Annotated in this window: 22 protein-coding genes; 12 read left to right on the forward strand and 10 right to left on the reverse strand. The window is 63.6% G+C overall.

The genetic code is table 11. The features are described 5' to 3' along the window. The first annotated feature begins 74 nt into the window (after positions 1–74). Both NKH99_RS29535 and NKH99_RS29540 read left to right on the forward strand, forming a co-directional pair. Positions 75–1667, forward strand: coding sequence for a zinc-binding metallopeptidase family protein (locus NKH99_RS29535; RefSeq protein WP_353017322.1), 1593 nt, complete (start codon positions 75–77; stop codon positions 1665–1667). A gap of 33 nt (positions 1668–1700) precedes the next feature. Then, positions 1701–2633, forward strand: coding sequence for a dimethylarginine dimethylaminohydrolase family protein (locus tag NKH99_RS29540; RefSeq protein ID WP_352774340.1), 933 nt, complete (start codon positions 1701–1703; stop codon positions 2631–2633). An 80-nt stretch (positions 2634–2713) separates the two neighbouring features. Here NKH99_RS29540 and NKH99_RS29545 read toward each other — a convergent pair whose 3' ends face one another. Next, positions 2714–3721 (reverse strand): ornithine cyclodeaminase family protein, encoded by a 1008-nt coding sequence (locus tag NKH99_RS29545; protein WP_353017324.1) that lies wholly within the window; start codon positions 3719–3721, stop codon positions 2714–2716. A gap of 155 nt (positions 3722–3876) precedes the next feature. Between NKH99_RS29545 and NKH99_RS29550 the strand changes: the two genes are divergently transcribed. After that, positions 3877–4338, forward strand: coding sequence for an Lrp/AsnC family transcriptional regulator (locus NKH99_RS29550; RefSeq protein ID WP_023677275.1), 462 nt, complete (start codon positions 3877–3879; stop codon positions 4336–4338). A 69-nt stretch (positions 4339–4407) separates the two neighbouring features. Here the strand turns inward: NKH99_RS29550 and NKH99_RS29555 are convergent, their stop codons facing one another. Then, positions 4408–4791: a YybH family protein gene (locus NKH99_RS29555; protein ID WP_353017326.1), complete on the reverse strand. Its 384-nt coding sequence runs from the start codon at positions 4789–4791 to the stop codon at positions 4408–4410. 152 nt (positions 4792–4943) lie between these two features. Then, positions 4944–5693 carry an SDR family NAD(P)-dependent oxidoreductase gene (locus tag NKH99_RS29560; RefSeq protein WP_352501277.1) on the reverse strand — a complete coding sequence of 250 codons (750 nt, stop codon included), beginning with the start codon at positions 5691–5693 and terminating at the stop codon, positions 4944–4946. A 97-nt stretch (positions 5694–5790) separates the two neighbouring features. Between NKH99_RS29560 and NKH99_RS29565 the strand changes: the two genes are divergently transcribed. Continuing rightward, a complete protein-coding gene (locus NKH99_RS29565) occupies positions 5791–6684 on the forward strand; it encodes a LysR family transcriptional regulator (RefSeq protein WP_352744118.1) in 894 nt (297 codons plus the stop codon). A gap of 85 nt (positions 6685–6769) precedes the next feature. Here NKH99_RS29565 and NKH99_RS29570 read toward each other — a convergent pair whose 3' ends face one another. Then, positions 6770–7198 (reverse strand): VOC family protein, encoded by a 429-nt coding sequence (locus NKH99_RS29570; RefSeq protein ID WP_353017328.1) that lies wholly within the window; start codon positions 7196–7198, stop codon positions 6770–6772. Positions 7199–7414: 216 nt separating this feature from the next. Between NKH99_RS29570 and NKH99_RS29575 the strand changes: the two genes are divergently transcribed. Then, positions 7415–8617 (forward strand): MFS transporter, encoded by a 1203-nt coding sequence (locus tag NKH99_RS29575; RefSeq protein ID WP_353017330.1) that lies wholly within the window; start codon positions 7415–7417, stop codon positions 8615–8617. A gap of 92 nt (positions 8618–8709) precedes the next feature. Here NKH99_RS29575 and NKH99_RS29580 read toward each other — a convergent pair whose 3' ends face one another. Further along, positions 8710–9612: a sigma-70 family RNA polymerase sigma factor gene (locus tag NKH99_RS29580; protein ID WP_353017333.1), complete on the reverse strand. Its 903-nt coding sequence runs from the start codon at positions 9610–9612 to the stop codon at positions 8710–8712. A gap of 204 nt (positions 9613–9816) precedes the next feature. Here NKH99_RS29580 and NKH99_RS29585 point away from each other — a divergent pair, with 204 nt between their 5' ends. From NKH99_RS29585 to NKH99_RS29615, 7 genes are all read left to right on the forward strand, one after another. Continuing rightward, entirely contained in the window at positions 9817–11223 is a 1407-nt protein-coding gene (locus tag NKH99_RS29585) for an MFS transporter (RefSeq protein ID WP_352774329.1), read from the forward strand. Positions 11224–11656: 433 nt separating this feature from the next. Next, entirely contained in the window at positions 11657–12853 is a 1197-nt protein-coding gene (locus tag NKH99_RS29590; protein ID WP_353017335.1) for an acyltransferase family protein, read from the forward strand. Positions 12854–12855: 2 nt separating this feature from the next. Further along, complete coding sequence (locus tag NKH99_RS29595; protein ID WP_353017338.1) at positions 12856–13962, forward strand: glycosyltransferase family 2 protein; 1107 nt, start codon at positions 12856–12858, stop codon at positions 13960–13962. Positions 13963–13968: 6 nt separating this feature from the next. Then, a complete protein-coding gene (locus tag NKH99_RS29600; RefSeq protein WP_502900122.1) occupies positions 13969–14997 on the forward strand; it encodes a glycosyltransferase family 2 protein in 1029 nt (342 codons plus the stop codon). A gap of 9 nt (positions 14998–15006) precedes the next feature. After that, a complete protein-coding gene (locus NKH99_RS29605; protein WP_502900123.1) occupies positions 15007–16791 on the forward strand; it encodes an ABC transporter ATP-binding protein in 1785 nt (594 codons plus the stop codon). 1082 nt (positions 16792–17873) lie between these two features. Further along, positions 17874–18092, forward strand: coding sequence for a hypothetical protein (locus NKH99_RS29610; protein WP_292659780.1), 219 nt, complete (start codon positions 17874–17876; stop codon positions 18090–18092). A 111-nt stretch (positions 18093–18203) separates the two neighbouring features. Continuing rightward, the gene (locus NKH99_RS29615) at positions 18204–18908 is read left to right on the forward strand and encodes an SOS response-associated peptidase (RefSeq protein ID WP_353017340.1); all 705 of its coding nucleotides are present in this window, start codon (positions 18204–18206) and stop codon (positions 18906–18908) included. Here the strand turns inward: NKH99_RS29615 and NKH99_RS29620 are convergent. From NKH99_RS29620 to NKH99_RS29640, 5 genes are all read right to left on the reverse strand, one after another. After that, the gene (locus NKH99_RS29620; RefSeq protein WP_353017342.1) at positions 18905–19165 is read right to left on the reverse strand and encodes a hypothetical protein; all 261 of its coding nucleotides are present in this window, start codon (positions 19163–19165) and stop codon (positions 18905–18907) included. The genes NKH99_RS29615 and NKH99_RS29620 overlap by 4 nt on opposite strands. A 3-nt stretch (positions 19166–19168) precedes the next feature. Further along, positions 19169–19429, reverse strand: coding sequence for a hypothetical protein (locus tag NKH99_RS29625; protein ID WP_352475623.1), 261 nt, complete (start codon positions 19427–19429; stop codon positions 19169–19171). A gap of 212 nt (positions 19430–19641) precedes the next feature. After that, on the reverse strand, positions 19642–19791 hold the full coding sequence (locus NKH99_RS29630; RefSeq protein WP_023677295.1) for a hypothetical protein: 150 nt from the start codon (positions 19789–19791) through the stop codon (positions 19642–19644). Between the two features lie 3 nt (positions 19792–19794). Then, positions 19795–20124, reverse strand: coding sequence for a DUF2934 domain-containing protein (locus NKH99_RS29635; protein WP_352541206.1), 330 nt, complete (start codon positions 20122–20124; stop codon positions 19795–19797). 128 nt (positions 20125–20252) lie between these two features. Beyond that, a complete protein-coding gene (locus tag NKH99_RS29640) occupies positions 20253–20888 on the reverse strand; it encodes a BA14K family protein (RefSeq protein ID WP_352501267.1) in 636 nt (211 codons plus the stop codon). Between the last annotated feature and the right edge of the window lie 177 nt (positions 20889–21065).

The raw sequence follows: 21065 nt of genomic DNA on the forward strand, positions 1-21065 counted from the left end.
AGGTGAACCGAATTTGCATGAGCCGGGAAAACATATCACTTTTTGGCGGGGCGCTTCACTGCTTTCTTTCCGCCATGGAGAAACCGGTGACCTCCGCGCAAGTGACCGCACTTGCCTTTCTGGACGACATCCAGCCGTCGCTATCGGCGTGGACGCGGGCGATCTTCGATTTCGGCGAGACCGCCTGGCGCGAATACCAGTCGGCCGCCTGGTATGTCGAGCATCTGAAGCACGAAGGCTTTTCCGTCGAGGAAGGTTCTGGCGGCATGCCGACCGCCTTCTGCGCCCACTGGACCAATGGCGCGGGGCCGACCATCGGCCTGTATGCCGAGTATGATGCAGTGCCCGGCAATTGCCAGGATGCGGCGACGGTGAAGCGACCGCGCCCGGGGCTGGGCGAACAGGCCGGCGGCCACACCGATCCGCATTCCGGCCTCGGCATTGCCAGCCTCGGCGGGCTGCTGGCGACCAAGGCGGCGATGCAGCGCCACGGCATATCTGGCACGCTGCGCTTCACCGGCGAGCCGGCGGAGAAGGTGCGCGGGTCGAAGCCGATCCATGCCGCGAAGGGCTACTATGATGGCCTCGTCGGCATGATCTCCTTCCATCCCTTCTACATGCTGCCGCTGTGCAACACGGCGCGCTGGGACACGCATTGCGGCGCGGCCTATGCGATGATCTACCGCTTTGTGTGCGACGAGCCGGAACATTGGGCGAGGGCGGCAGGCGGCGCAGCACCCATCCCGCAGGCGCATTCGGCAGTCAGGGCGCCCGGCGCCAACGACGCGCTCATGATGATGTACATGGCCTCCAAGGCGCTGCGCGATTCCATGCTGCCGCACCAGGGTGGCTGGTCGATCAGCGAGGCGATCCTGACGGCGGGCCAGGCGACCGCCGACAATCTGCCGGCCGGGCTGGCCGACATCCAGTACATGATCCGCGTGCCGACGCTTGCGATGGCCGAGCAGGTCACCGCCGTGCTCGACCGCAATGCGGAAGCCGCAGCCAGGATGAGCGGCTGCCGCCATGAGCGGCACTGGGTGTCGAAGTCGCGGCCGGGGCTTGCCAACCACGCAATGGCCGGCATTGCCTTCGACGCGCTGGCGGCGGTCGGGCCGCCGTGCTGGGACAAGACGGCCAAGGCGATCGCCCGCGAAATCCAGGTCAATGCCGGCGGCGAGGCGACCGAGGAACCATTCATCGACGAACTGGAGCAGCTGATCACGCCGCAGGATGCAGAAGCGATCCTGCGCCGCGACTTGCCGCCGTCGCAGCTCAATTCGACCTCCGACGACTACACCGACATGTCGTGGCAGACGCCGACGGCGCGGTTCTACGTCGCCCGGCCGGCGCTGCGATCCGAGAACGGCCACGCGTTTCCGTCCTGGGCGATGAATGCGCTGGGCGGCATTTCTGCCACCATCGACCCAATGGTCATCTGCGCCGCAAAGACGGTCGCGCTGGCAGCACTTCGCCTGTTGGAAGACGATGCCGCGCGCAACGCGGCGATGGATGAATTCGTCGCCCGCACCGGCGGCGGCATCGGCGGCTCGAACTGGGTCGCGCCGCTCTGCGACTACGATCCGCCCATCGGATTTCGCTGGCCGGAATACATCACCACCCCGCGCGGACGGGATTGGTGGATACCAGGCAACCAAGCCGCATGATCAACCAAGCCGCCCTTCACGAGGAGAAACCCCATGACCGTCCATGACCGCATCGTCGCCGAGGCGTTTTCGCTGCAGCACCGCAACCCGGCCGGCGGAACCAAGCCGCTGACCGCCTGGGGCTTCGCCAACGAGACAGACGTGCTGACCGACGTGCTGCTCGGCTCGCCGAATTTCCTGCGCCATCTCTCGACCAGCTCGCTGTCGCGCAAGCACCTGCGCGAAGCGCCATGCAACGTCCAGATCGCGCAGGCGCAGCACAAGGACCTGGTCGCCGCCTATGAGCATTTCGGTGTCAATATCCACTGGCACGAGCCGACGCCGGAACTGCCGATGCAGGTCTACTCGCGCGATTCCAGCGTCATGACGCCGTACGGCGCCATCATCACCGCCATGTCGCAATGGTGGCGGCGCGGCGAGAACTACGCGGCGATCCGCACCTATGAGAAGCTCGGCATCCCGATCTACGACATGGTCACCGCGGGCACGTTCGAGGGCGGCGACTTCAACGTCATCGAGGACGGCGTCGTGCTGATCGGCTGCGGTGGCGCCCGCACGCAGGAGGAGGGCGCGCGCCAGGTCCAGGCCTGGTTCGACAAGGAGGGCTGGGAGACCCGCATCGCCTTCATCGACGAGTATTACGTCCATATCGACCTGATGGTGGTGCCGATCGCCGAAAAGCTGACCGCCGTCTGCCTTGCCTGTACAGAGCCCGGCATCGTCGACTGGCTGAAGGGCAAGGGCCACGAGATCATCGACGTGCCGTTCCAGGATACTATGGCGCTCGGCTGCAACTTCATGTCGCTGGGCAAGGACAGGGTAATCGCCCCGACCTCGAGCCAGACGCTGATCGGCCAGCTCAAGGCACGCGGCTTCGAGGTGGCGGCCATCGACATGAGCGAGATCTCGAAGACCGGCGGCGGCATTCACTGCATGGCGCAGGCGCTGAAGCGCGAGCCGGCCTGAGGGGCCGGCCTTTAGCCCGGCCGCTTGCGCGAAAGCGCCATTGTCAGCACCGTCGATCCCGCCTGGCGTGCGGCGCGCCCCTACAGCACGATGAGCTTTCCCTTGCGCAGACGCCGGGCGCAACGATAGACGAGGTCGGCAGCGACCATGTCTTCCATCGCAATGCCCATCGCCTTGTAGGTGGTGATCTGTTGATCCGAAACGCGGCCCGGCGCGCGGTCGAGCAGCATGGCGCCAAGCTCGGTGCCGAAATCCGGGTCGAAGCCGGCAAGCTCGCAAGATCCGACCGGGGTCGGTCTGAATGCATCCTTGGTTTCGACAAAAAGACTGGATCTGCCGATGAGCTCGATCGGCATTTCACCGCCGGGCGGCGCCACCCCGACCGAGGAGACATGCGTGCCCGGCTGGACCCAGCCTGCGTCGATCACCGGCTGGTAGGAGTGGGTCGCCAGGCACACCACGTCGGAACTGCGCACTGCTGCCTTGAGGTCGGCGACCGCCACCACCGACGGATGCAGCCGGGCAAGCGCTGCCGCATCGTCGAAGCTCTTCGAAGCGACACGGATTTCGGCAAAGTCGCGCACCAAGGGCAACAGATGCAGGTGCTGGTTGGCCTGCACGCCGGCGCCGACCACGGTCGCTATCCTGGCGTCCCTGCGGGCAAGCGTGCGCACCGACAGCACGGCGGAGCCGGAGGTCCGCACCGCGGTTATGAAGGTGCCGTCCATGATACAGACCGGCAGGCCGGACAGCGGATCAAACAGGGTGATGGTGGCGAGGTGGCTGGGCAGGTTCTTGGCCAGGTTGCCTTCGAAGACGTTGACGATCTTGACGGTCAGGTTCATGCCCTCCATCCAGGCCGGCATGGCGAGGCTGTAGCCGGCCTCGGGGATGTCGAGCTGTGGTCGGGGTGGATTGACGACCTTGCCTTGTGACAGCGCCTTGAAGCCGTCTTCCAGAACATCGAGAAGCTGACTGAGGTCGATGCACGCCATCACGTCGGCTTCGCTCAGCACCAGGATCTCGGTCGCTCCCTTGCTGATTTCCGCCGCACTCTTGCCGGCTGGGCTGAACGCTTGCTTGGTCATCCTGCACTCCTGTGTTCGAAATCGGCTCACCACGTTTGCTTTCAGCGGTGAGGGAAGCGCAGGCTATTGCGAGGTTTTATGTTGTGAAATACGTTGATTTCGGTGTCTCTGCGTGAAATCAACACGCAAATCCCTTAGATAGCGTGGATTGTGAAATGAGCGACCTCGACCAGATAGACCGCAGCCTGCTCCGGTTGCTGCAGGAAGACGGACGCCGGACGACGCTTGATCTTGCCGGGCGTGTCGGGCTGTCTCCGACCGGAACCAGCCAGCGGGTTAAGCGCCTGTTCCGCGACGGGTTCATCACCGCGGTCAGGGCCATGCTCGATCCGCGCAAGGTCGGCCGGGGAACGCTGGTGTTCATCGAGGTCCGGCTTGACCACACGGCGCCTCATGTCTTTGACCGCTTCGCCGAAGCGGTGGCGAAAGCTCCGGAGGTTCTGGAGTGCCATATGGTGGTTGGCGGTTTCGATTATCTGGTCAAGGCGCGGATCGCCGATATGGCGGTGTTCCAGGATTTCCTGCAGCGGGTCATCCTGCCGCTGCCCGGCGTGCGCGAAACGCACACGTTCGCCTCCATCGCCGATGTCAAGCCGAACGCCCTCTTGCCGGTGTGATCAGGTGGAGGGAATCAGAGCGACCTGCATCGCATCTTCGCCCAGGTGCAGAGATGCCGGAGACCGGCTCTAGCCTTGCTGGGTCAGCAGGTTTGCGTCGCTTGCGAGCCGCCACTCACCATCCGCCTCCTTGCGCAGGAGCGTCAGCGCATATCCCGATCGATGGACCGGCTCGCCATTCGGCGGGGTCGCGGTCATATTGATGCGGCTGCGGATGAAGGCCCAATTGCCGAGAAGCTGTAGTTCCACGATATCGCTCGTGCCGTCGATATGAACGCCGGCCGTCTCCCGCGCGGCTGCCGCGAAGATCTCCTTGTCGAAGGGTTCCCGGCCGGGAACCATGAAGATCGCGTCGTCCGTCATTAAGCTGAGGACGGTCGCGATGTCTCCACGCTTGCTCGCATCCATCCACGTCTCGACCAGCTTTCGGATTGCTTTTTCGTCGCCCGTCATCCGTTACCTCCCTGGCATCTCGCCGTCATCGATGACGCACGGCGCTCCTTCCTCGCTGCTACATAGGGCTTAGATCGCTCTCGTCATCGATTGCAGTGCGTCGCGCCGCGGGTAGCACGGTCAGCGAGCCGGCAGGTTCGCGCCCTCCATGCCTATCGCCAGCCACCGGAGGCGGTGATGCGCTCGCCGGTCAGCCAGGACGCTTCGTCGGAGGCGAGGAACACCGCGACGCGGGCGACGTCGTCGGGCAGGCCGAAGCGACCGAGCGGCGTCATGGCTATAATCTGCTTCTCGAATTCGCTGCCGACGATGCCGATGCGCGCGAGGCCCTCGGTATCGATGCCGCCGGGCGCGATGGCGTTGACGCGGATGTTGCGTGCGCCGAGCTCCCGCGACATCGACAGCGTGATCGTGTCCACCGCACCTTTGGTCGCGGCGTAGACGAGCGAGTTCGGCTGCGGATTGCGGCTGGCGACCGAGCTTATGTTGATGATGCTGCCGCCGCCCGCGCCAAAATGCTTCACTGCTGCTTGCGTGGTCAGAATGATGCCCAACACATTGATGTCGAACTCGCGGTGAAACTCGGCCTCGGTCACCGCTTCCAGCGGCTCGAATGCGAAGACTCCGGCATTGTTGACCAGTATGTCGAGCCCGCCAAACTCCAATTTCGCCGCCTCGAACAGGCGGCGCACATCAGCCGCTTGCGACACGTCGCCCTGGACGGCGATGGCGCGGCCGCCACGGTCCTCGATCTCGGCGACAACGCGGTTAGCGCCTTCCCGTGACGAGGCGTAGTTGACGACCACTGCGGCGCCGGCCGTGGCAAGACTCTTGGCGATGGCGGCGCCGATACCGTTGGAGGCGCCGGTGACGATGGCGACCTTGCCGTTCAGCTTGCTCATCAAATCTCTCCTTTGTTGACGATGAGCGGTATTTAATCATGATCGAAACGCGTATTATGGTGCCCGCAATCCGTTCTTTCGTGCCTGGAATTCCGGAATGACCACCATCCTCGAAAAGACCGCCGGTCTCGTCGCCTTCGTCCGCACGGTCGATGCCGGCTCGTTTCATGCCGCCAGCCGGCTGGTCGGCTCCAGCCCGTCGGCAGTGTCGAAAAGCGTGGCGCGGCTCGAGCGTCGGCTCGGCGTCAGGCTGATCCAGCGCTCGACGCGCCGGCTCGGGCTGACCAGCGAAGGCATCGCCTATTACGAGCGCGTGGCGCCGCTGCTCAGGGCGCTGGACGATGCCGAAGACATCGTTCAGATGGCCGATACGGCGCGCGGCCTGCTGCGCGTTACAGCGCCGGTCGAGCTTGGGCGTGGCCTGATCGCGGCATGGGCGCAAGCGTTCCTTGCGCAGCACGGCGCAGTCAAACTGGAGCTCAGCGTCACCGACCGTCACGCCGATCTGATCCGCGAAGGCTATGACGTTGCGGTGCGCATGGGGCCGCTCTCAGACACCGGGCTCGTCGCGCGCAAGATCGCCAATCTGCCGATCATGCTGGTGGCCTCACCGGCCTATGTCGAGCGGCGCGGCCGTCCGGCATCGGTCGAGGATTTACGGGACCATGAATTCGTCCGCCACCAGATGGCTGGCCGGCCTTATCCGGTCACATTTGCCGACGGTACGATGATCGTGCCGGATGGGCGGCTCGATACCGATGACGGCGGCGCCATCCGCAATGCCGCACTTGCCGGCGCCGGCATCGCGCATCTGATGCGGTTTGCCGTGCAGGACGATCTCGACGCGGGTCGCCTGGTCCGCATCCTGCCCGAGGTGGCGATGCCAACCATGCCGGTGCACATAGTCCATGCCTACGGGCGACAGCTGCCGGTCCGGGCGCGGCTGTTCGTCGATTTCCTTGCAGGCCAAATGGCTGCGCTGACGCGATAGGGCAGACGCATGGTCTATGACGCAAACACCCAGCTTTTGGCAGAGACCAACCGTGCCGGCCGGTGCGAAGCACCCTTACCCGAAGCTAGAACGTGATCTTCACTGAATCGGCGTTGCGGTTGGCCGCGCCGTGGTGGACGGCCTCGATGTTGTTGCCGTCGGGGTCGAGCAGGAAGGCGGCGTAATAGCCGGGATGGTAGGATCGTTCGCCGGGCGCGCCATTGTCGGTGCCGCCGCCGTCGAGGCCGGCCCTGTAGAATGCGTCGACCATGGCGCGGTCCTTTGCCTGGAAGGCCAGGTGGTGGCGCCCGGTCAGCTTTCCCAGGGCCGCCGGGTTGTCGGGGGTGGAAATGAACAGCTCGTCGGCCCAGAAATAATCATTGCCGGCGCCACCGATCGGGATGCCGAGCACGTTGAGAACCGCCTCGTAGAAACGGCGGCTGCCCTTGAGATCCCTGACCACCAGCTGGAGGTGGTCGATGAGACGCCCGCGATGAAGTTCCTGATTTGCCATGCTTGACAGCTCCTGATCGCCGGTTGGAAATCTAGCTTCGAATGGTGCGCGGTCAATCCAGAAAGCCGTGGAATGGCGCCATCGCGCCGACTGGATAAAAAATGCAACCGGATTGTCGGATTCAAGACATGTCCAACGTCCTTCGGACGCAAGCGGCTCGGCGGAGCTCGAAAAGGTCGTGCCGTATCAACGCTTCCGGCATGGGAGAAAAGTGAAATGAGCCTTCCCTATCGTTGGGTTGTCGTCGCGGCTGGCGCGCTGATGACCTGTGTCGCCCTCGGGGCGATGTTCTCGCTGGCGATCTTTCTCGAACCGATGGCGCTTGACACACAATGGTCGCGCGCCGGCATATCGAGTGCGATGACGCTGAACTTCCTAGTAATGGGCCTCGGCGGCTTCGCCTGGGGCGCCATTTACGACCGCTTTGGCGCCCGCATCGTCGTCATGACCGGCGCCGTGCTGCTCGGCCTGGCGCTGGTCCTGGCCAGCCGCACCGGTTCGCTGCTCGTTTTCCAGTTGGCCTACGGCGTGCTCGTCGGCCTCGCGGCAAGCGCCTTCTTCGCGCCGATGATTGCGCTGACCTCCGCCTGGTTCGACACGAACCGCAGCCTCGCCGTCTCGCTGGTCTCGGCCGGCATGGGCGTGGCGCCAATGACCATCTCGCCCTTCGCCCGCTGGCTGATTTCGGCCTACGACTGGCGCACCGCAATGTTCGACATCGGCATAACCGCGTGGGTGCTGCTACTGCCGGCCGCGCTTCTGGTGCGCCAGCCGCCCAAGCCCGCTGCCGACGGCGCTGCCCCAAGCGTTGCCGCCGAGGGTGCCGGCATGACGGTTCCGCAGGCGCTGCGCTCGCCGCAATTCATCGTGTTGGGACTGACCTTCTTTGCCTGCTGCGCGGCGCATTCCGGGCCGATCTTCCACATGGTGAGCTATGCGATGCTGTGCGGCATAGCGCCGATGGCGGCGGTCAGCATCTACAGCATCGAGGGCCTGGCAGGGCTGGGTGGCCGGCTGCTTTACGGCGTGCTTGCCGATCGGTTGGGCGTTAAACCGGTGCTGATCACCGGGCTGGCCATACAGGCCGTGGTTATCGCCGCCTATCTGGCGGTCAGCGAGCTTGGTCAATTCTACACGCTCGCCGTCATCTTCGGCGCCACCTATGGCGGCGTCATGCCGCTCTATGCGGTGCTGGCGCGCGAATATTTCGGCCAGCGCATCCTCGGCACGGTGTTCGGTGCAGTAACCATGCTGTCCAGCCTTGGCATGGCTTTCGGCCCGCTCGCCGGCGGCATGGTGTTCGATGCCTATGCTAGCTATTCCTGGCTGTTCATCGGCTCGGCCCTTGTCGGGCTTGGCGCGATGGCGATTGCGATCGCCTTCCCGCCGCTGCCGCGCAGGGAGTTGCAACCGGCTTAAAGCACGATCGGTGGAAAAGGGCGGCCGCTTGGATGGCAAGCGGCCGCGATCCAAAATAGCTGGCAGTGTTCGGCATTATGAAACGCGTATTGCTATGCAAGCAGAGGCACCACCTCGGCGCCATCAAGCGTGTAGCGCGCATAGCGGAAATCGCGAATTCTCGCCAGTCTGTCGCCGGCCCATTCCAGCAGGATAAAGTATTTTAGCCCTCCGGCCGAGTCGTCCGGATCGATCACAAGAATGGCTGGGTGCCGATCCACCAGGCCAGGAAGCAGCCGCCAATCGTGGATACCCGCGTAATTGTGGAAGTACCGGCCCACTTTCGTGCGGCCGCTCGCCCGGAGCCGGTTTACGAGATCAAGCCGGACGTCCTCGGCCAGCATGTCGCGGATCGCATCGAAGTCGCGGGCGTTGAACTGCTCTACATAGGCTGCCAGCCGCGCCCGCTCGGGCTCGGCCAACACCGGCGCAGGCCGATCCTCAGACTCGCCGGCGACCTCGCGCAGGCGCAGACGGCCGCGATGCAGTGCGGCTTTCACCGCCGGAACGCTGCTGTAGATAATGTTGCCGATCTCTTCGATCGTATAGCCGAGCACATCCATGAGGATGACGCTGCTACGCTGCGCCGCGGGCAGGCGCATGAAGGTCTGCAGGCTTGCGGCCGCAGTGTGCCGACCCTCGGCCGACATACCGGGGTCAGGGATCATATCGATATCCTCAACGACATGCGCGGCATCCAACCTGGCACGACGGCGCAGGTGGTCGAGCGCGGCATTGTGCGCGATGCGAAACAGCCAGCCCTCGACATTGGCTATCGGCCCGGTCCCGGGGAACGCCTCAAGCGCCTTGACCGTAGCTTCCTGGACGACATCCTCGGCATCGATCACCGAACCGGTCATGCGGGCGCAATAACGGTGCAGTTTCGGCCGCAATTCGCCGAGCAGCCGGTCGAATGGCTCCCGTCCTTCTGGCGTGCCGATTGCGGATCCGGTCATCGCACAAGGGTCGATCTCATGCGTATCTCCCAGGCAGAGGCGCCCGCCATCGGGCGCAGCGTCTTATAGACGCTCGACGATGGCAAAAGGATTCGGTCGAAAAAACTTTCTCCTGCTGGAATCCTTTGATGTTCCCTACGCGTCTCTGGATCACGGGCCCGTCAACCTGGCGGGCCCTTTGTTCAAGCCGGAGGCGCCATAGTCATGAGCAAGCAAAGTGCGGGATCAACGAAGGTCTGGGTTCTCGCCCTCACGTCGATAGGCTCCTTGATGGTCGTTCTCGATGCGATGGTCGTGGCGACGGCATTGAGCACAATGCGCGTCGAGCTCGATGCCTCGCTGGAGACGCTGCAATGGACGATGAACGCCTATAATTTGAGTTTTGCCGTCCTACTCATGACCGGGGCTGCGCTCGGTGACCGGTTCGGCCGCCGGCGTACGCTCGTTGCCGGATTGGCGTTGTTCGTCGCAGCGTCGGTTGCCTGCGCGCTCGCTGGCAATGCCGGATTGCTGATTGCGGCCCGTGCGGTCCAGGGCGCAGGTGCCGCAATGGTCATGCCGCTGGCCATGGCGCTGCTGAGCGTCGCTTTTCCCCCGGAGGAGCGAGGCAAGGCGCTGGGTATCTTCAGCAGCATCACCGGCCTGGCCCTGATCATCGGCCCGATGGCGGGCGGTGCGATTTCCGAAGGCCTCTCCTGGCACTGGATCTTCTGGCTCAATGTCCCGGTCGGCATCGTCCTCATCCCGCTGGTGCTGCGTCGGATTCCGGAGAGTTACGGGCCGGGCACGGCTATCGATGTCCTCGGCGTCGTCCTGGTAACTGCGGCGGCATTTGGTCTGGTCTGGGGTCTGATGCGCGGCAACATCGTGGGCTGGAGCGGCTCTGAAGTGCTGACGGCGCTGACGGCCGGGCTGCTTTTCGCCACCGCATTCGTCCTTTGGCAGCTGCGTACCCGCGAGCCCATGCTGCCTTTGCGGTTCTTTCAGGCGCGCGCATTCTCCTCGGGCGTAGGGGCGAACTTCCTGCTCTGCGCGGCCATGTACGGCCTCGTATTCCTGTTGCCGCAGTTTCTGCAGTTTGCCCAGAGCCGTGGGCCGTTCGGCGCCGGCATGGGATTGCTGCCCTGGACCGCCACGCTTTTCGTGGTCGCACCGATCGCCGGCAGCCTGATCAACCGAGTCGGCGAGCGCTGGCTTGTGGTGGCCGGACTGATCCTGCAAGCGGCTGGAATGGCCTGGCTGGCGCAGATCGCCGCACCTGATCTGCCCTACGTTCAGCTAGTCGCCCCGCTGATCATTACCGGTGCCGGCGTGTCGATGGCCATGCCTGCCGCGCAGAACGCGGTTCTCAATGCGGTCGCCCGGCCGGAGGTCGGCAAGGCTGCCGGCACGTTCAACACATTCCGCTTCCTCGGTGGCGTATCCGGGATCGCGATCGCCGGTGCGGTGTTCGCCGGCACTGGAAGCTTCTCGTCCACTGACGCGTTCAGCGATGGCTTCACCTCGGCAATCGACGTCTCCGCTCTGCTCTCGCTCGCCGGCGCGCTCGTCGGATTGGCGCTCCCGGAGCGTCGCGCAGTGGCGCTCGCGAATGCCAGCAAGGAGGCGTAACTCGAAGGCGGGAAGCTTGCGCTTGCTCCCACTGTTGTCGCGCTAACAGCAGCCGCGCCAGCGCAGCAAAAAGGTCGCCGAGCGTCGGTTGCCGGCCGGTCCTGTGGCGGGGCATCTGTGTCCAGACCCAGATCTTGCGCCCGTGATGGCGGCGAACATGCTGCATCGCAGCACCCTCTCGCCGATATCGGCGGGCCAAGGCAGTGCGAAAAAATCGTCAAGAATGGACAATTCAGGCTGTTTCCTGCTGTTTTTTGGCTTTTATTAGTCGCGCCTCACGTTCCTGTTTCAAATGTGTCAACTTTTTGTGTTGCGTTGCACAATGGTGGTCCTATTCTGCGCAAGGGGGGCGCTTCCGATTGGAATGCGCCGTGAACGACGCCGCTATATTGACCGATTGGCAGTTTCGCCGTCCCGCCGGCGTATGCCGCTAATGGGAAATGCGCGCGACACCCAATTGGACGCGCTGAGGGCCATCGCCGTGACGATGGTGCTGTACTCCCATTTCTTCGCAGCCGGTGGGTCTTCGTTCTGGGGCCATATCGGCGTGCGCCTGTTCTTCGTGCTGAGCGGCTTTCTGATCACGCGACTGCTGCTGGAAGCCAGAGCGGCCGCCGAATTCGAAACCGGACCGGCGCTGAGATCCTTCTATATCAGGCGGGCGCTGCGGATATTCCCGCCCTATTTCGCCGTGCTGGGTTTCGTCTGGCTGGTGGACCTGGAGCAGTCTAGAGGATCGCTGGCCTGGCATGCCCTCTATCTGTCGAATTTCTGGTACGCGGCGCAGAATGAATGGACGCCCTGGCTGCTCTGCCATTTCTGGAGCCTGAGCATCGAGGAGCAGTTCTATATCGCCTGGCCACTGATCGTCCTGCTGGCACCGCGCCAGCGCCTCGAAGCGATCTGCATCGGCGTGATCATGCTGTCGCTGGCCTACCGGTTTTATTGGCCGATCGCGGGAACGCCCGGTTTGGCGCGCGACCTGCTGCCGCCGGCGTCGATGGATGCATTGGCGTCAGGCGCGCTGCTCGCCGCCTACCGGTCAAGAACAGCCGGCTTGCCGCGATGGCTTCGAGCTGGCTGGCCGGGGCTCGCCGCGGCGTTTTTCGTTCTGCAGTGGTTTGCGCCGGCGCCGGCAAATCCGGTGCAGGAATGGGGTCTCTGGCTGCTGTTGCAGATCCTGCCTGTCGCGCCTCTGGGGGTCATCGTTGCAAGCTGTTCAACGGGCATTGGCGGTCGCGTCGGAAAACTTCTCGAACTGCCGCCGCTGCTTGGCCTTGGCCGCATAAGCTACGGCGTCTATCTCTACCATCCCATAGTGCTGGCTCTGGTTGTCAAGTCGCAGCCCTGGATCCCGCTCAACGTCTCGGAGCAAGGGCCGGGGCGGTTCCTGGTCGCGGGAACTGCGACGCTCATGCTGGCTTCGGTTTCGTGGCTGCTTTTCGAAAAGCCGCTCAACAGCCTCAAGCGCCACTTCCCCTATGTTGCTGGAAAAGGCCGCGGCGCCATCTCGGCAGGCATGGACGTGGGCAATGCCGGATGGCTCGCGGCCGGAGCATATCCGGGCAGGCCGCTTGATGGTGGCACGTCACCCTTGCCGCGCAAGCTGCACCGAACCGATCGGAGCTGATCATGGCTGCTGCTCCCTTGGTTTCCGTTCTGCTGCCGATCTACAATGCGGGACCTTATCTCGCCGCTGCGCTGGGCAGCGTCCTGCGCCAGGATTACGAGCGTCTGGAGGTCATCGCCATCGATGACGGCTCGACCGACAACTCGCTGCAGATCCTGCAGAAATACCGCCAGGCCGACAATCGCATCTCGATCATCTCACGCGAAAACCGTGGCCTGATCGCAACTTTGAATGAAGGCCTGGCCGTGGCGCGCGGCGATCTGGTCGCCAGGATGGACGCCGACGACATCGCCTATCCCCAGCGCCTGTCGCGGCAGGTCGCGCTGTTCAACCAGCAGCCTGACTTGGCTCTATGCGGCGCGGGTTTCGATACCTTGCTCGGCAACCGCATCGTCAGGGGTTCGCCCGATCCGATATTCCAGGACAATATCCTGCGAATACTGTCGATGTTCTTCACGATCTTCATGCATTCCACGGTCGTCTACAACAGGAAGGTCATCGAAGAGAGCGTTCTATTTTATGACGAAAGCTACAAGCATGCCGAGGATTTCGACCTGTTCAGGCGGCTGACCGACCGCTACCCGGCGGCCATGATCCCCGAAAGCCTGATCGCCTATCGTATCCATGACGACAGCGTGACCAATAGGCACAAGCGCGAAATGCGCAGGACCCATTTGAAGATCGTCGCCGAGAACCTCGAGCGCGAAGGGCTCGCCCAAGAGACGCAAGGCCTGCGCGACATCGGTGAGGTCCTGTCGATGGACACGGTTCGCCGTGCCGCCGAATGGATCCTTGCGCTGGAAGAAAGGATTTCCGCACTGCCGGCCGAGACGAGGCCGAGCTACCAGGCCGGCACGCTGAACCTGTTCTATTTCCTCTACCAGCTGATATCGGGGGAAAGGCAGCCGCTGCTGATGCACGAATTCCTGACGCGGACGGCGAAATGGAAACTCATCCGACGGCGCGAGCAGTACATGTTTCGGACCGGTGCCTTCGCGCCGCGCTTCAGTCTCGCCTCGATGTCGGTCACCAGGCGGGTGGACGCCCTGTCGCGGTATCTGCAGTCCGTGCCGGCCGCGGCGGTTTTGCCTTCGAACCAGTTGAGCTAGCAACGCATGTTCGTCAAATCGCACCAGCTCCAGCAGCGCGGCCGCTCGACGGTGCCGGCGGCCATGTCGCCGCGGCCGCAGCAAGGACCGGCGCCGGCGGTCAGCTTCATTGTCTGCACACGCGACCGTGTCGCCGTACTCGAGCCCTGCATCAGCTCGATCCAGGCCGCGTGTCGTGCCCATGCCGACTTTGCCGCCGAGCTGGTGGTTGTCGACAACGGCTCGACCGACAGCACGGCCAAACGGCTGGCCAGCATCGCCGAACTGTCGGACATCCCGTTCACCGCCATTTGCGAGCCGCGACCCGGATTGGCGGCCGCGCGCAACGCCGGGCTGGAGCGGGCGCGGGGCCGCGTGCTGGTCTTCGTCGACGATGATTGCGCTGTCCACAAGGATTATCTGCGCGATCTGCAGCGGCACTATGCGGCCGGCGAACGGGTCATCCGCGGCGGCCGCGTCGAGATCGGCGACCCCCGCGACCTGCCGTTCACCATCAAGCGGTCGCTGGTGCGCGCGCGGCTTACGCCGGATGTCCATCCCGGCGGCTTCGTGCTTGGCTGCAACATGACGATGCATCGCGATGTCGCCGCCCGTATCGGGCGGTTCGACGAACGGTTCGGCGCCGGCGGCCCGCTGCGATCGGCGGAGGATACGGACTATCTGGTGCGGGCGGTGCTGCTTGGGATTCCGGTCGAATACGTGCCCGACATGACCATCTATCACCATCACGGCCGGCGCGACCGCAAGGCCATCGAAAAGCTGCATCGCGACTACAGCATGGGCAATGGCGGGCTTTGCCTGAAGCATATCCGCAACGCGCCGTGGCTGCTTCGGCATTTCTACTGGTCGATGAGGGCGGCCTTGCGCGAATTGGGGAAAGGCCCGCTGTTCGACCGTGAACTCCAGCTGTCGCACTGGCCGATCATCGGCATGAACTTGCTGGGCGCGGCCAAGTTCGCGGTGCTTTTGCTGGCGAAATCCCCCGAAACGACGGAAATGCGACAGGAGCAACAGGCAAATGCCGAGGCAAGGTGATCCGCCATCATGCGACTGATGCCGCCCAGCCTGCCGATGCTGCGCCGCGCGCTCGGGCAAAAACAGTTGCGTCTGCTTCCGGCCGTGGTGGTGCTCGGGCTGCTCAGCGCCGCGCTTGAAGGCTTCGGCATCGGCCTGATCATCCCGTTGCTGAACATAATCATGGGGCAAGGCCAGACCGGCATGGCCGGCTTTTCCGCCGTCTTCCAGCATGTCGGATCGAGCCTGAGCGAGCGCGACCGCCTGATCGTCATATCCGTCGCCATTCTAGGCTCGATCGTGCTGAAGAACCTGTTCGCTTTCGCCAACACGCTGCTGACCACCTTCATCTACGGCAAGGCGAGCCATTCGATCCGCAGCGCGCTGTCGGAGCAGCTGCTGCGGGTAGGCTACCCGTTCTTCCTGCAGCAAAGTCCCGGACGGCTGCTCAACATCATCTCCAACGAATCCTGGCGGGCCTCGGATGCCATCCAGATCACTTTGGGGGCAATCGTCAATGCATCGGCCGCAATCATCCTATTGGCCTTCCTGCTGCTTTTGTCGTGGCAGATGACGCTGCTGGTGACGCTGGGTCTGGCGCTGGTCCAGGTCGCGCACGCCGTGCTGTCGGCCAATCTGAAGGCGCCGAGCCGCAGCGTCGCCTCCCGCAACAGCCAGCTCGCATCGCAGATGCTGCATCTGGTGCATGCCGGGCGGCTGATCCGCATCTTCGGCCAGGAGCAACGCGAGAAGGCGGCATTCGACCAGGCATCGGATGCGGTGCGCCGGGCGGCGTTCGTGCTTTTAACCCGCCAGGGAGCGTTGCCGCCGCTGACCGAGGTTCTGCACGCCATGCTGTTCCTGGCGGTGGTGATCGGCGCCTGGTTCGCCAATGTTTCCTTCCCGCTGATCGTCGCCTTCGTCATCCTGCTCTACAGGCTGCAGCCCTATATGCGGTCGCTGCAAATGGCCTGGAGCCAGCTGCAGGGCCTGAGCGGATCGCTTGAAGAGGTGACGTGGATGCTGGACCCATCCGGCAAGCCCGCGCCGCCGCAAGGCAGCGCAGCGTTCCCTGGGCTCAGCCAAGGCATCAAATTCGAGGACGTCACCTTTACCTATTCTGGTTCGGAACAGCGCGCGGTGGTGCTGCATGCGGCGAGCTTCGACCTCCGCAGCGGCCGCTCGACCGCGCTGATCGGCCGGTCGGGCGCCGGCAAGACGACGATCGTCAATCTTTTGTGCCGCTTCGTCGAACCGGATAGCGGCAGGATTCTCGTTGATGGATCGCCTCTGGACCGCATCGACCCCAGCCAATGGCGAAAGCACATCGCGCTCGCCAGCCAGGAGCTGGAGCTGGTCGACGGCACGATTTTCGACAACATAATCTATGGCCAGGACACCGCCTCGGCCAACGACGCCGAGCGCGCCGCAAGGCTGGCCGAAGCGCATGACTTCATCGAGCAACTGCCGCAGGGTTATTGGACGGTCGTCGGCTATCGTGGCGTCAATCTCTCGGCGGGACAGCGGCAGCGGATCGCGCTGGCCAGGGCCCTGGTGCGCGATCCCGATATCCTGATCCTGGACGAAGCCACCAATGCGGTGGACGGCCTGTCGGAAGCGGCAATCGTCGAGACGCTCAAGTCGCGGGCCGGCCGCCGCACTACCATCGTCATCAGCCATCATCGCAGCACCATCTCGTTCTGCGACGACGTCGTGATCCTGAGCCACGGCCGTGTGAAAAAGCAGGCGCCGTTCGCCGCGCTTGCGACGCTCAGCATGGACGAGCTTTACCAGCACGAGGCGCTGGAAGGCTGAGGGCGACCCCGCTGCGTGCGCGCGCTGGGAGGTCGTCTCGGATGTCAATTCAGGTCAAGCATCTCAGGGGCGAGGAAGACCTCCGCCATACGTCTCTACGGGATTTCTGGGATGACGAGTGATCCCGAGCTTACCCGCTTTTCATCTGGAGCGTACAGAACCAAGGGTCCGCCTGCCAAATCCAGCAATGGCAGGCGGACCCTAATCAGCGCATGAAGGGACTGATTCTGCGCCGATGTCTCCTCGAGGAGGTGACGCCATCAACTGAAGACGGGCGCAGTTGTTCCCGACGCCGGCCGTACACAAGACCATTGCGCAGGCAGGTCAGACTTAGGTCCCTGTAAACGCGCATCGCTGGCTGGAGTGAACATCGGATCGGCTCGGTGGTAGCGAAACTTCGGCCGGAGATAGATGCAGCCATCGGGTTCCGGAGCATGACCGGCTCGGCACTGATCATGGGCGGCGATCTATCCCCGCACGACTGATGCCGAGGGCGCGTGCAGTCCTGCGGAATACGCATCCACCAGCGCCAGTGAAGTTGTCCAAGCGGTACGTAGCGGTCGTCAAGCTGTTGCTAATATGCAGCACAGGCAGCGCTCTATGAACGGCGTCGCTTGGAACCGCTACCTCCGACCAACCGTTAGTGTCACAATGACAAACCAAAAAGTGAGGCTGACGATGGACCCGCTGCAAAACAACACGTTGGAGATCTGGTGTCTTGCGGCCGTTCCGCTGTCGCTGCTCCTCACGGTGTTATTAGCCGGATTTATCCTTTAGCCGGACCCAACGGCGCCGGCTGCGGACCGGGGCCTGGAAGATGAAAATGCCGGCCATTTAGGCACGCTAGGCGTCTCGGACACCCCTGTAGCACCAGGCCGTGGCAGCCTTTCCAACATTGCCATCATAATCGGCTCTTTCGACCGGTCCGGCCCGCAGCGATTGCTCGCAGCCCCGTTGCGAGGGTGAGCATGCGAGCTCGTACGTTTTTTACACAATCTCTGATTGGTGGACTCGCCCGCCGCCATCGACGTTAATTTTGCGTTAGCGACAGGAGGGGGGAGATCGCTAAAGGGAGGAAGAAAATGAAAGAAAACTACGATCTGACGATCGACTACGACGACGAACCTTACGACAACAAGCCTTACGATCTAGCCACATTCGCAAGGAAGCACGGGCTCAACATTCGAGCCGCCGAGCTTCTTCTTTTCGCCAAAGGCCCGTCTCGAGCGGCCTGCGATGCCGCGGCGAGGGCTTTTCTCGCCGCAGTCGCCGCACAAGCTATGAGACAATCGGCGCGGTAAGTCTCACAAACCATTGCTGACACGGCCTGCCGTGTCAGCAACCCGACGCACAGCGCTGGAAATTCCAGGCCGTTTCCAACAAGATGCCTGAGCATCCGGGAACGGCCTGAAATGTGCAATCTCTACAACATCACGACCAGCCAGGAGGCCATCCGCCAGTGGACCCGCGTCTTGCGCGATATCCTCGGCAATCTCGAACCGTCCATCGACATCTATCCCAACCAGCCAGGCCCGGTGGTGCGCAATGCGCTGGACGGCGAACGCGAACTGGCCAATCTGCTGTGGGGCATGCCGACGCCGCTGGAGCGGGTGAAGGGCAAGGCCGACTACGGCACCACCAACATCCGCAACCCGCAATACGGCCACTGGCAGCAATATCTCGGCATCGAGAACCGCTGCGTTGTGCCCGTCACCAGCTTCGCCGAGCCCAGCCCGACGCCCGGCGACAAGGACCCCGAGACCGGCATTCAGCGCAACTACTGGTTTGCACTCGGCGAGGACCGCCCGCTGTTCTTCTTTGCCGGCCTGTGGACACGTTGGCAGGGCCTTCGCAAGGTCAAGGACGGCCCTGGCGATCACCAGGTCTATGGCTTCATGACGACCCAGCCCAACGCGCTGATCGCGCCGATCCACGAGAAGGCAATGCCGGTGATCCTGACCACGCCTGAAGAAACCGAGACCTGGCTGACGGCGCCATGGTCGGAGGCAAGGCACCTGCAGCGCACGGCGCGCGATGATGCGCTGGTGATCGTCGACAAGCCGGCGACACAGATCAAATTTCCGCAGCAGGCGCCGGCGCAAGGCTCGTTGTTTTAGCGCTTGAATTTCTGCAGCACCCAGATGTAGCCCTTGGGCGGATGATCCTGGTCGATGAACTGCGTCTTCACCGTCGTGTCCTTGCGGCTGCATCGCGTGCACCTGAACCTGATCGCTTCCAGCGGCTTGTTCCAGCCCACCACCTGGGCCACGTCATTCGCCCTGAACCGTCCGACATGGTAGCAGTGGCCGCACTCCACGATGAGCAGCATGTTGGCCTTGGCGGCACGCCCAACGCTGTCCATCGGCGCGGCCATGGCTCATTTCCGGGTCGAGTAATCCTCGGGGAGGGGAAGCAGGCCAAGCTCCGCCATCCGGTAATCGGGCTCCTTCTCCGCGACGCTGGCCAGCACCCCGTGCAATTTTTCGACAAGCCCGCAAAGCTGCCAGAACAGCTCGCCATGCGCCTTCAGATGCAGCTGCGACGACAGCACCGTCCGGCGCAGGCTCAAAGCGTCCCTGATGATCGCCTCCGCATCCCTCGCCGACAGCCTGTCAAACCGGCTTTTTCGTCTGCCCATCGCGGCTCTCCTCGATTTGTGAGCAACCGCCCCGCCTACTGACAAATAGGAAGGCATTCCTCGCAGAGTCAATTCGCTCTTGACATTTTTGTTCCTGTTTTGTTCAATTTCAACAGGAACACTGGAGGCACCGCCAAGGATCACGTCGTGACGCTGGACAGCCTAGGAGGCTGCCCTCCGGGCGGCTGCCTGGGAAGCGACAGCACGCCGCCTCAATGCCTCTTGAAATACTGCACCTCACGTTCGTGCTTTTCGGCGGCCTCGCGGGTATCGAAGGTGCCGAGATTGCGGCGCTTGCCGGTCTTTTCGTCCTTCTTGCGCGAATAGAGGCGGTATTTTCCGTCTTTGAGTTTTCTGATCATCTGTCACTCCCCGAGCCGGTGCTTCCCCTTAAGGTTGCGCGCGGCTTGTTCGATAGCCGCCCTGTCGTTTCCCAGCCTGTCGATCAGCTCCTGCGCCTGTTCGCCCGATATGCCGGTGCGCACCGCCAGGGCCTCCACCGTCAAAACGTCGGAGCTCGCGACCTCGCGGGTTTCCGGCAGGGCATCGCCTGCCGTCAGTGGCAGGGCCGCCTCCCTGTCGATCTCGGCCTCGGCCCGGTGCCAGTGCCGCTCGGGATCGCCATGGATCCCGCCTTCGCGTTCCCAGATCTGGTATGCGCGCTCACGAATCTTGTCTTCCCGGTCGTCGCCCATGTTGATTTCTCCTTTGGGTATCGGATGAACGCCGCGCCAACCCGAACGATCCAAGAAATCTGCGTGATCGTTGGGTGGGGCCGCACAAGGCGCCATGCACTGCGGCCGCCAGCCACCCCACGGCCTGCCTACTCGCACTGCCTGCGCGGCCCGCCCGAATACGGCTGATAGCTGTTGTCCTCCGGTCGATACGACCGGTAGCGGCTGAAGCAGTATTGCACGTGGTCGAATGAGAGCTCGGCGGCGCCGGATTCATCCGATGGCGCGTAGCCCTCCACCGACGACGTATCGCCCGCCTCGAAATAGCTGCCGTCATCGGCGGCGCCGAGATAGGGCGAGATGCAGGGGCGCTGTTGTCCGCTGTAGGATGTGTAGTGGTTGTCGTCCGGCCTGTAGGAGCGGTAGCGGCTGGCGCACCATTCCACGTGGGCGGCGGGCAGCGTCTGCTGCTCTTCCGCTGGTGGCTGGATGGAGCCGGTCGCGGTAATGTCGGTTGTCGACGCTGCGGCGGCATCGGTGGTTTTCGAGCTGCGATCGACTTCCGAGGTGCGAACGGGGACCGGGCGGGCCGGGAGGCGTTCGAGGCGCTGCGAGGCCGGGTTCACCGGTCGCGGGTCCTTGGCCCACAGTTCGGCGACGCTGGAGACCGGGGCGGCCGGCCGTACCGGCTTGGCTATTAGAAGCCAGGTGGCGAAGGCGAGACCGCTGGCGAATACGGCGAGCGTCAGCACGAAGCCGCCAAAGATTGCGAATAAGGCTTTCATGCCGCGCTCCTTCGCCTCCCGGTTAAGGAAATGCGGGGGCGGGGAATCCGGTTCCAGGAAGAGGGTGGGGGCAGGGCACTTAAAGGAGGACCCCTCTCTCCGTGTCGGGGGGGCCGCGCCCCCACACCCCCCCGTGGTGGGGGGGGGTCCCAACCGGGAATGAGTCCCAAAATGAAA

The organism is Mesorhizobium sp. M0854 (assembly GCF_040319815.1).
Lineage (GTDB): Bacteria > Pseudomonadota > Alphaproteobacteria > Rhizobiales > Rhizobiaceae > Mesorhizobium.

Excerpts from the sequence above, each read along its gene's own strand:
- NKH99_RS29630 (WP_023677295.1), bottom strand. The coding sequence starts at position 19,791 with ATGATCAGAAAACTCAAAGACGGAAAATACCGCCTCTATTCGCGCAAG.
- NKH99_RS29555 (WP_353017326.1), bottom strand. The coding sequence starts at position 4,791 with ATGACGGGCGACGAAAAAGCAATCCGAAAGCTGGTCGAGACGTGGATG.
- NKH99_RS29595 (WP_353017338.1), top strand. The coding sequence starts at position 12,856 with ATGGCTGCTGCTCCCTTGGTTTCCGTTCTGCTGCCGATCTACAATGCG.
- NKH99_RS29535 (WP_353017322.1), top strand. The coding sequence starts at position 75 with ATGGAGAAACCGGTGACCTCCGCGCAAGTGACCGCACTTGCCTTTCTG.
- NKH99_RS29615 (WP_353017340.1), top strand. The coding sequence starts at position 18,204 with ATGTGCAATCTCTACAACATCACGACCAGCCAGGAGGCCATCCGCCAG.
- NKH99_RS29590 (WP_353017335.1), top strand. The coding sequence starts at position 11,657 with ATGGGAAATGCGCGCGACACCCAATTGGACGCGCTGAGGGCCATCGCC.
- NKH99_RS29545 (WP_353017324.1), bottom strand. The coding sequence starts at position 3,721 with ATGACCAAGCAAGCGTTCAGCCCAGCCGGCAAGAGTGCGGCGGAAATC.
- NKH99_RS29570 (WP_353017328.1), bottom strand. The coding sequence starts at position 7,198 with ATGGCAAATCAGGAACTTCATCGCGGGCGTCTCATCGACCACCTCCAG.
- NKH99_RS29625 (WP_352475623.1), bottom strand. The coding sequence starts at position 19,429 with ATGGGCAGACGAAAAAGCCGGTTTGACAGGCTGTCGGCGAGGGATGCG.
- NKH99_RS29575 (WP_353017330.1), top strand. The coding sequence starts at position 7,415 with ATGAGCCTTCCCTATCGTTGGGTTGTCGTCGCGGCTGGCGCGCTGATG.
- NKH99_RS29585 (WP_352774329.1), top strand. The coding sequence starts at position 9,817 with ATGAGCAAGCAAAGTGCGGGATCAACGAAGGTCTGGGTTCTCGCCCTC.
- NKH99_RS29605 (WP_502900123.1), top strand. The coding sequence starts at position 15,007 with ATGCGACTGATGCCGCCCAGCCTGCCGATGCTGCGCCGCGCGCTCGGG.
- NKH99_RS29600 (WP_502900122.1), top strand. The coding sequence starts at position 13,969 with ATGTTCGTCAAATCGCACCAGCTCCAGCAGCGCGGCCGCTCGACGGTG.
- NKH99_RS29580 (WP_353017333.1), bottom strand. The coding sequence starts at position 9,612 with ATGACCGGATCCGCAATCGGCACGCCAGAAGGACGGGAGCCATTCGAC.
- NKH99_RS29565 (WP_352744118.1), top strand. The coding sequence starts at position 5,791 with ATGACCACCATCCTCGAAAAGACCGCCGGTCTCGTCGCCTTCGTCCGC.
- NKH99_RS29540 (WP_352774340.1), top strand. The coding sequence starts at position 1,701 with ATGACCGTCCATGACCGCATCGTCGCCGAGGCGTTTTCGCTGCAGCAC.
- NKH99_RS29635 (WP_352541206.1), bottom strand. The coding sequence starts at position 20,124 with ATGGGCGACGACCGGGAAGACAAGATTCGTGAGCGCGCATACCAGATC.
- NKH99_RS29620 (WP_353017342.1), bottom strand. The coding sequence starts at position 19,165 with ATGGCCGCGCCGATGGACAGCGTTGGGCGTGCCGCCAAGGCCAACATG.
- NKH99_RS29640 (WP_352501267.1), bottom strand. The coding sequence starts at position 20,888 with ATGAAAGCCTTATTCGCAATCTTTGGCGGCTTCGTGCTGACGCTCGCC.
- NKH99_RS29610 (WP_292659780.1), top strand. The coding sequence starts at position 17,874 with ATGAAAGAAAACTACGATCTGACGATCGACTACGACGACGAACCTTAC.
- NKH99_RS29550 (WP_023677275.1), top strand. The coding sequence starts at position 3,877 with ATGAGCGACCTCGACCAGATAGACCGCAGCCTGCTCCGGTTGCTGCAG.
- NKH99_RS29560 (WP_352501277.1), bottom strand. The coding sequence starts at position 5,693 with ATGAGCAAGCTGAACGGCAAGGTCGCCATCGTCACCGGCGCCTCCAAC.